The organism is Croceicoccus esteveae, assembly GCF_031846435.1.
Lineage (GTDB): Bacteria > Pseudomonadota > Alphaproteobacteria > Sphingomonadales > Sphingomonadaceae > Croceicoccus > Croceicoccus esteveae.
Genome location: NZ_JAVRHS010000003.1, coordinates 275,375 through 283,148 on the forward strand (window position 1 = coordinate 275,375; position 7,774 = coordinate 283,148).

Sequence of the window (7,774 nt, forward strand, 5' to 3'; positions counted from 1 at the left end):
CCGCCCGCCTGAAAAACATGGTGATAGCGGGAACTTAGATGAACAAGAAGCGTTGCCCCGCCACCCTATATTTTGTAGAAGCGCTCCCTAACAGGACGCATATCTGCGTCAAAGCGGGCGCAGCGAACATTGCGCTCGAGACATAAGGATGATTGATGGCAGAGACGGTTCTTGTCACAGGCGGCGCAGGTTTCATCGGCAGGTCGGTGTGTCGCGAACTGCTGGCGCGGGGCAATCGCGTCCGGGTGCTCGACAGCCTCATCGAGCAGGTGCACGGACCCGATCCGTCCACGAACATTCTTGATGGCGATGTCGAGTTCATCCGCGCCGACGTCCGCGACGGCGCTGCCGTGGCACAGGCGCTGCGCGGCGTGGACAGCGTCGTTCATCTTGCTGCCGAGGTTGGCGTGGGCCAGTCGATGTACGAGGTGGAACGCTACACCTCCACCAATGATGTCGGCACCGCCGTCCTGTTCGAAAAGCTGATCGACAACCGGGTGCGCCGGATCGTGACCGCCTCATCCATGAGCATTTATGGCGAAGGGCTCTATTGTGATGCCGAAGGCGTGCTGGTCGAGGATGCCGCCCGCGCCGCGCTGAAGGATGGGCAGGCGAACTGGGACCCGGTGGATGGCCAGGGCCGCCCGCTGACTCCCATGGCGACACCGGAATGGAAACGGCCGAGCCTGTCGTCGATCTACGCGCTCAACAAATATGTGCAGGAGCGCACCACGCACATCATGGCCGGGCCCTATGGCATGGAAAGCGTGTGCCTGCGCCTGTTCAATGTCTATGGCCCCGGTCAGGCGCTCTCCAACCCCTACACAGGGGTACTGGCGATCTTTGCGTCGCGGCTGTTGAACGGTCAGCCGCCGATGATCTTCGAGGATGGAGAACAGCGGCGGGACTTTGTTCATGTGCTGGATGTCGCCCGCGCCTTTGCCGATGCGCTGACCCTGCCCAAAGCAGCGGGCGGCACCTTCAACATCGGTTCGGGAGAGGATCGTTCGGTGCGCCAGGTCGCCGATGCGCTCGCCTCCGCAATGGGCAAGAACCGCATCGAGCCGGAAATCGTCGGCAAGGCGCGCACGGGCGACATCCGCCATTGTTTCTGCGACACGACCCTGGCGCAGGCAAAGCTGGGGTTCACCGCGCGGGAGGATTTCATCGCCGGACTTGCCGATCTTGCTGAGTGGGTATCGAGCCAGACCGCCGACGACAGGGTCGCGACCGCCCGCAGCGAGCTGGAAGCACGCGGACTGGTCGCATGAGCAGCGCCGCGCCCTGCACAGTGCTGGTGACAGGCGGCGCCGGATTTATCGGATCCAATCTTGCTGATCGTTTGGCAGCAGAGGGACACCGGGTGCGGATCTATGACGCGCTGACCAGGCCGGGTGTCGAAGACAATCTGGAATGGCTGGTCAGCCGTCACGGCGACAGGATAGAACCCGCCATTGGCGATATCAGGGACGATACCCGGCTGCGTCAGGCCATACTCGGGGTCGACGCGGTATTTCATTTTGCCGCACAGGTCGCCGTCACCACCAGCCTTGATGATCCCCGCGCGGATTTCGACATCAACATCGCTGCCACGTTCAATCTGCTGGAAGCCATCCGCCGCCAAAATCCGGCAACGCCGGTCATTTTCGCTTCCACCAACAAGGTTTACGGTGATCTTGCCGATCTGGGCACGCACACCACCGAACTCGGCCATGAACCGGCCGCGCCCGCGCTGGCCCGTAGCGGCGTATCCGAACGCCAGCCGCTTGATTTTCATACCCCATATGGCTGCTCCAAGGGCGCGGCGGATCAATATGTGCTCGACTATGCGCGAAGCTACGCGATGCGAACCGCTGTCCTGCGGATGAGCTGTATCTACGGCCAGCGGCAGATGGGCACCGAGGATCAGGGCTGGGTCGCGCATTTCCTGATCCGTGCGCTGCAGGATCAGCCGATCACGCTGTTCGGCGACGGACGCCAGGTGCGTGACATCTGCGACGTGGCGGACACCTGCGATGCCTATCTGTCGATCTGGCGCAACATCGACAAAGCGGCCGGCCGTGCCTTCAACTGGGGTGGCGGGCCGGCCAATGCGGTCAGCCTGCTCGCCCTGATCGAGGAGATCGGCCGCATTACGGACCGGACGCCGCAAATTCGCTTCGAAGACTGGCGTGCCGGCGACCAGCGCTGGTTTGTCGCCGATACGTGGACCATCGATACGACGCTCGCTTTGCAGCCGCGCACGCCATGGCGCGATGGCGTGCGCGGCCTTGCCGGCTGGCTGGCGCAATCACGTGGGCTGCCGCTCAAGGCGACAGACTTGAGCAAACAGGCGGCCGGTCTGCACCATGAAAGCATGCAGGTGCACGGCCTTTCTGCATGACTGTGGTTGCCGCCAAACACCCACATGGTCGCCACATCTTCATGACTGCCGACGCGGTAGGCGGGGTGTGGCAATATGCGCTCGAACTGGCCGAACAGCTGATCACCTGCGGCAATCGCGTGACGCTGGCGGTTCTTGGTCCAGACCCGGATGTAATACAGGAAACCGCGGCCCGACGCGTCAGGAGCCTGCGCCTGATGAAAACCGGCTGTGCGCTTGACTGGATGTGCAGCGAGGCAGCGCCGGTGGCTGACGCAGCTGCAAAGATTGCGGGGCTGGCGGCTGATCTTGGCGCCGATATCGTGCATTGCAACACGCCCGCGCTTGCTGGTGCAGCGGTTTTTCCAATGCCGGTGGTTGCCGTTGCGCATGGCTGTCTGGCGACATGGTGGCAGGCAGCGTATGGCGGCACCCCCGCGCCGCAGTTTGACTGGCACCGCCAGATGATGCGTCGGGGCCTCATCGCTGCCGATGCTGTCGTTGCGCCCAGTGCAGCCTTTGCCGCTGATGTGCAGGCAGCCTATCGCCTTCCCTGCTTGCCGCTGGTGGTGCACAACGGCCGCACCCCGCCTGCCGCACTGGCAGGGCCGGCAGACCGGGCAGGACAAGCTGGGCAGCTGGATGCCGCGCTGACCGTTGGTCGGCATTGGGACAAGGTGAAGAACACGGCCCTGCTCGACGCAGTTGCAGGCCGGATCTCGGTGCCTTTCCTGTGCGCCGGGGCCTTGCAGTCCGCAAACGGAGAATGCCTCGCTCCGCGTCATCTGCAGACGCTGGGGCAGGTTGATGCACTCGAATTGGCGGCGTTGCTGGCCCAGCGACCGGTGTTTGTGTCGGCAGCCCGGTTCGAACCGTTCGGACTTGCGGTGCTGGAGGCTGCACAGGCGCAATGTCCGCTCATCCTGTCGAACATCGCCACTTTTCGCGAATTGTGGGACGGCGCCGCATTATTCCTCGATGCTGACGACGAGCAGGGTTTTGCGGCTACCGTTACTGCGCTGATTACAGACCCGTCCCGACGTGAAGAGCTTGGCACGGCGGCGGCTGACCGGGCAGCGCGCTTCACGCCGCACGCGATGGCACAAGGCATGCAGCGGACTTATGCAAAGCTGCTGAAGGGAGAAGAAGCAGCGGCATGAATATCGCATATTTCACCCACTCGCTTGCCTCGTGCTGGAACCATGGCAATGCGCATTTCCTTCGCGGGATACTTGATGAGCTGATCACCCGCGGCCATCAGGTTCAGGCGTTCGAGCCGGACAATGCGTGGAGCATGACCAACCTGCTCGCCGATCATGGCGAGGAAGGCTTATCCGCCTATCGCGAAGCATACCCCAGGCTTGCCGCGTCGCGCTATGCGCCCGCGGACGATTGCGAACAAATGGTTGCAGATGCCGATCTGGTCATCGTGCACGAATGGAACGAGCCTGAACTGATCGCGCAGCTCGGCAGCTTGCGCAAGGCTGGCGCAGCTTTCCTGCTCCTGTTCCATGACACGCACCATCGGGCAGTCAGCGCGCCTGAAGAACTGCGAGCTTTCGACTTGTCGGGCTATGATGGGGTGCTTGCCTTTGGCGAGGCGTTATCGCGCGTTTACCGCAGTCAGGGATGGGGCGACCGGGTCTGGACGTGGCACGAAGCGGCTGACCTGCACCGGTTCCATCCTCCGGAGCAGGAGCAGGAACGTCAGGGCATTGTCTGGATCGGCAATTGGGGCGATGGCGAACGCACCGCAGAGCTGGAAGAATATTTGCTGGCGCCTGCCCAGGCTGCCCAACTTCCGCTCGACATCTACGGGGTGCGCTATCCGGCTGCGGCCCGGGACATGCTGATGCGATATGGCGCTCGCTACCATGGCTGGGCGCCCAACGCCGCAGCACCGAAAATCTTTGCCCGGCATACGGCCACCGTGCACGTGCCACGCAATTTTTACGCAACGACGCTACCGGGCATCCCGACCATCCGCGTGTTCGAGGCGCTTGCCTGCGGTATCCCGCTGGTCTGTGCGCCCTGGGAGGATGCGGAACATCTGTTTCGGCCCGGCACCGATTATCTGGTCGCCCGCAGTGGCGCTGAGATGGAGCGGCATTTGAAGGCGATTGCACATGATGCCGACTTGCGCGCGTCGCTCATCGCCAGCGGGCTTGAAACCATGCGGGCACGTCACAGCTGCGCCCATCGGGTGGATGAACTGCTGGCCATTGTCAGGCAGGTATCGCCAGTCCTCCTGGCAGGGGAAAATGCGTGAAGATCGCCTTTTACGGATCGAGCCTGCTGTCCTCCTACTGGAACGGGGCGGCCACCTATTACAGGGGTATTCTGCACGCGCTGGCCAAGCGGGGCTATGACATCACGTTCTACGAGCCCGACGCCTTCGACCGCCAGCAACATCGCGACATCGATCCTCCTGACTGGATACGCAGCGTTGTCTATCCTGCCACCTCGGCCGGAGTGCGCGATGCACTGGCCGGGGCCGCTGCTGCCGATGTGGTGGTGAAAGCCAATGGAGTCGGCGTTTTCGATCGCGAACTGCTGGAAGGCGTGATCGCTCAGGCCCGCCCCGGGGCACCGCGCATCTACTGGGATGTGGATGCCGCCGCCACGCTCGACGAAATGCGCAACGACCCGGATCATCCGGTGATCGCCGCGCTTCAGCAGCTCGATCTGGTCTTCACCTACGGCGGCGGGCCGCCGGTGGTGGATGCGTATACGCGCTTTGGTGCAAGGCAATGCACACCCATCTACAATGCGCTCGATCCCGCGACACATTTTCCGGTTGCGCATGATCCTGCTTTTGCCTGTGATCTGGGGTTCCTGGCCAACCGCCTTCCTGATCGCGAAGCCCGGGTGGAGGAGTTCTTCCTCAAACCGGCTTCCCTCCTGCCTGACGCGAGTTTCATGATTGGCGGCAACGGCTGGGCCGACAAGGACATGCCGCCCAATGTCCGGGCAATCGGCCACACCGGCACGGCGTTGCACAATGCCTTCAACTGCACACCGCGAGCGGTGCTGAACGTGGCACGCGATTCCATGGCAGAGGTCGGTTTTTCTCCCGCCACCCGCGTGTTCGAGGCCGCCGGGGCCGGAGCCTGTCTCATCACCGATGCCTGGGAAGGGATCGAGATGTTCCTCAAGCCGGGGGTAGAAGTGCTGGTTGCGCGTGACGGAGCCGATGTCGCCGACATCCTCGCCGGCCTGTCTCCTCAGCAGGCAGCATCGATCGGCGAGGCTGCGCTGCGCCGCGTGCTGGCAGATCACACATATGAGTTGCGCGCAGCCGAAGTGGACGCGGCCCTGCATGAAGCGTGCGCCCGCCTGCGGGATCGTGTCGAATGAAGCTGGTGGTGCTTGGGCTCAGCCTGTCCTCATCCTGGGGCAATGGCCACGCGACGACATTTCGCGCGCTGCTTTCCGCCTTTGCGGGAAGAGGTCACGACATCCTCTTTCTGGAGCGCGAACAATCCTGGTATACCGCCAATCGCGATCTTGCCGAGCCTGACTTCTGCAAGCTGTGTTTTTACGACAGCGTGTCCGAACTTGATCGCTGGCGCGATGCGGTGGCGGAAGCGGACGCGGTAATTGTCGGCTCCTACGTGCCGGACGGCGTCGAGGTTGGCGCATGGGCGCAGCGCACCGCGCGTGGGCCCGTGTGCTTCTACGATATTGATACACCGGTCACGCTTGCCAAGCTGGCGCGCCAGGATTTCGAATATCTTTCGCCTCAGCTCATCCCCGGCTTCGCTATCTATTTCTCCTTTACCGGCGGGCCTACGCTCGACCGGCTGGAACGCGAGTTCGGCTCACCGTGTGCACGGCCACTCTATTGCTGTGTCGATACAGCGCTTTACCATCCAACGGATGTTCCGCACCGCTGGGATCTGTCGTATCTTGGCACCTACAGTCCAGACCGGCAGCCCACGCTGGAGCGGCTGTTGCTGAACCCTGCGCGTGCCTGCCCCGATCTGCGCTTTGTCGTGGCTGGTCCGCAGTACCCCGACGACGTGGAATGGCCTGTCAATGTGGAGCGGATCGACCATCTGCCCCCTGCTGATCATCCCGCTTTTTATGCCGCATCGCGCTACACCCTCAACGTCACGCGCGCTGACATGATCGCCGCAGGCTGGTCGCCCTCTGTACGCCTGTTCGAGGCAGCTGCCTGTGCGACCCCGATCATATCCGACATCTGGAACGGGATCGAGGAAATTTTCGATCCTGCCAGCGAGATCGTGCTTGCACGCTCAAGCACAACAGTCGTGGAAACACTGGCCGAACGTGATCCGGCCATGGGTCACCGCGCCCGCACGACTGTCCTTGCGTATCACAGTGCCGAACGACGGGCAGAGCAGCTTGAGCAAGACCTTGCCGATGCCATCCGCAATGGCAGGCGGGCCGGTGCCGGTCTTAACGCAACAGCCACATCGCAGAGGGTCGGGAACAACGCCCCTTGATCCACAATCCGGGGCAAGAAACCGCTTGACCGACCTGTGGTCGCTTCGTAGACGCCGCCGCAGTTGCCCTGTCGTCTAATGGTAAGACTACGGACTCTGACTCCGTCAATCGAGGTTCGAATCCTCGCGGGGCATCCATTCCATCAAGAAAAATTTTGCTTTATCTGTGCTTTAGGTGTTTGGCATACATTCTGCCCCCACACTTTCCCCCACAAGGCGTGGTGCCCGCATCATTCTTGCTTAGCCTTGATCGCTGTCGAACCATCGCCGCAATTGCGTTCTCAGGCGCCCCTCTGAGTTGCTTCTAGTGCTAGCTTGCTCCGCGATGGCTGCTTTTCCACTTTCCTTTGCGCATCGCCTGTGCACGAACTGACGATCTCAAACGCACTTCGCGATGCCAGAAGATGACAATTGGCATCTAAGAACGTAATTGTCAGCTGGTTAAAGTAAGTGTAAATTTACCCGCAATTAGCTTAGAATCAGGACCTGTTAAATCACTTGCACGAAGCATTTATGGACGATCCAATGGAGGGCTTGAGGAGGCGCGCTACCGATTGAAGTTCCGTTTCTGCTAAGCAAGGCGCAGATGTGCCGGATTGAGCCATTTTTCCAGCTTTCGCATGGCGTTCACAAGGTCGATGATCGCAGGCATGTGTCGGCGATCATCTTTGTCATCAAACACGGCTTGATGTGGCGCAATGCGCCCAAGGATTACGAGACGCACAAGACGATCTGCAACCGCTTCATCCGGTGGAGCCGGATGGGGGTGTTCAACCGCATCTTCGCCAAGCTGGCTGGTAAGTCAGGTCAGCCCGAGCGGATCATGATCGACGCCACTTACCTCAAGCTGCACCGGACGGCCACCAGCCTGTCAAAAGGGGGGCTCTTGCCCGACGTACCGGGCGCACCAAAGGAAGTATGAACTCCAGGCTCCGCGCGGTGT

The 7,774-nt window shown here is 61.8% G+C and carries 7 protein-coding genes and 1 tRNA gene; all 8 read left to right on the plus strand.

The genetic code is table 11. The features are described 5' to 3' along the window. Nucleotides 1-155: 155 nt before the first annotated feature. The 8 genes from RM533_RS06555 (at nt 156) to RM533_RS06590 (ending at nt 7,753) form a co-directional block, all read left to right on the plus strand. Nucleotides 156-1,271: an NAD-dependent epimerase/dehydratase family protein gene (locus tag RM533_RS06555; RefSeq protein WP_311340401.1), complete on the plus strand. Its 1,116-nt coding sequence runs from the start codon at nt 156-158 to the stop codon at nt 1,269-1,271. Continuing rightward, on the plus strand, nt 1,268-2,383 hold the full coding sequence (locus RM533_RS06560) for an NAD-dependent epimerase/dehydratase family protein (protein WP_311340402.1): 1,116 nt from the start codon (nt 1,268-1,270) through the stop codon (nt 2,381-2,383). Before RM533_RS06555 ends, RM533_RS06560 begins: the two co-directional genes overlap by 4 nt. A 41-nt stretch (nt 2,384-2,424) precedes the next feature. Beyond that, nucleotides 2,425-3,522: a glycosyltransferase family 4 protein gene (locus tag RM533_RS06565; protein WP_311340403.1), complete on the plus strand. Its 1,098-nt coding sequence runs from the start codon at nt 2,425-2,427 to the stop codon at nt 3,520-3,522. Then, nucleotides 3,519-4,631 carry a CgeB family protein gene (locus RM533_RS06570; RefSeq protein ID WP_311340404.1) on the plus strand — a complete coding sequence of 371 codons (1,113 nt, stop codon included), beginning with the start codon at nt 3,519-3,521 and terminating at the stop codon, nt 4,629-4,631. The genes RM533_RS06565 and RM533_RS06570 overlap by 4 nt, the downstream gene beginning before the upstream one ends. Beyond that, nucleotides 4,628-5,719 carry a CgeB family protein gene (locus RM533_RS06575; RefSeq protein ID WP_311340405.1) on the plus strand — a complete coding sequence of 364 codons (1,092 nt, stop codon included), beginning with the start codon at nt 4,628-4,630 and terminating at the stop codon, nt 5,717-5,719. The genes RM533_RS06570 and RM533_RS06575 overlap by 4 nt, the downstream gene beginning before the upstream one ends. Next, on the plus strand, nt 5,716-6,831 hold the full coding sequence (locus RM533_RS06580) for a CgeB family protein (RefSeq protein WP_311340406.1): 1,116 nt from the start codon (nt 5,716-5,718) through the stop codon (nt 6,829-6,831). Before RM533_RS06575 ends, RM533_RS06580 begins: the two co-directional genes overlap by 4 nt. A 64-nt stretch (nt 6,832-6,895) precedes the next feature. Next, nucleotides 6,896-6,969: transfer RNA gene (locus RM533_RS06585), tRNA-Gln, on the plus strand. A 430-nt stretch (nt 6,970-7,399) separates the two neighbouring features. Continuing rightward, on the plus strand, nt 7,400-7,753 hold the full coding sequence (locus tag RM533_RS06590; RefSeq protein WP_311340431.1) for a transposase: 354 nt from the start codon (nt 7,400-7,402) through the stop codon (nt 7,751-7,753). Nucleotides 7,754-7,774: the final 21 nt, after the last annotated feature.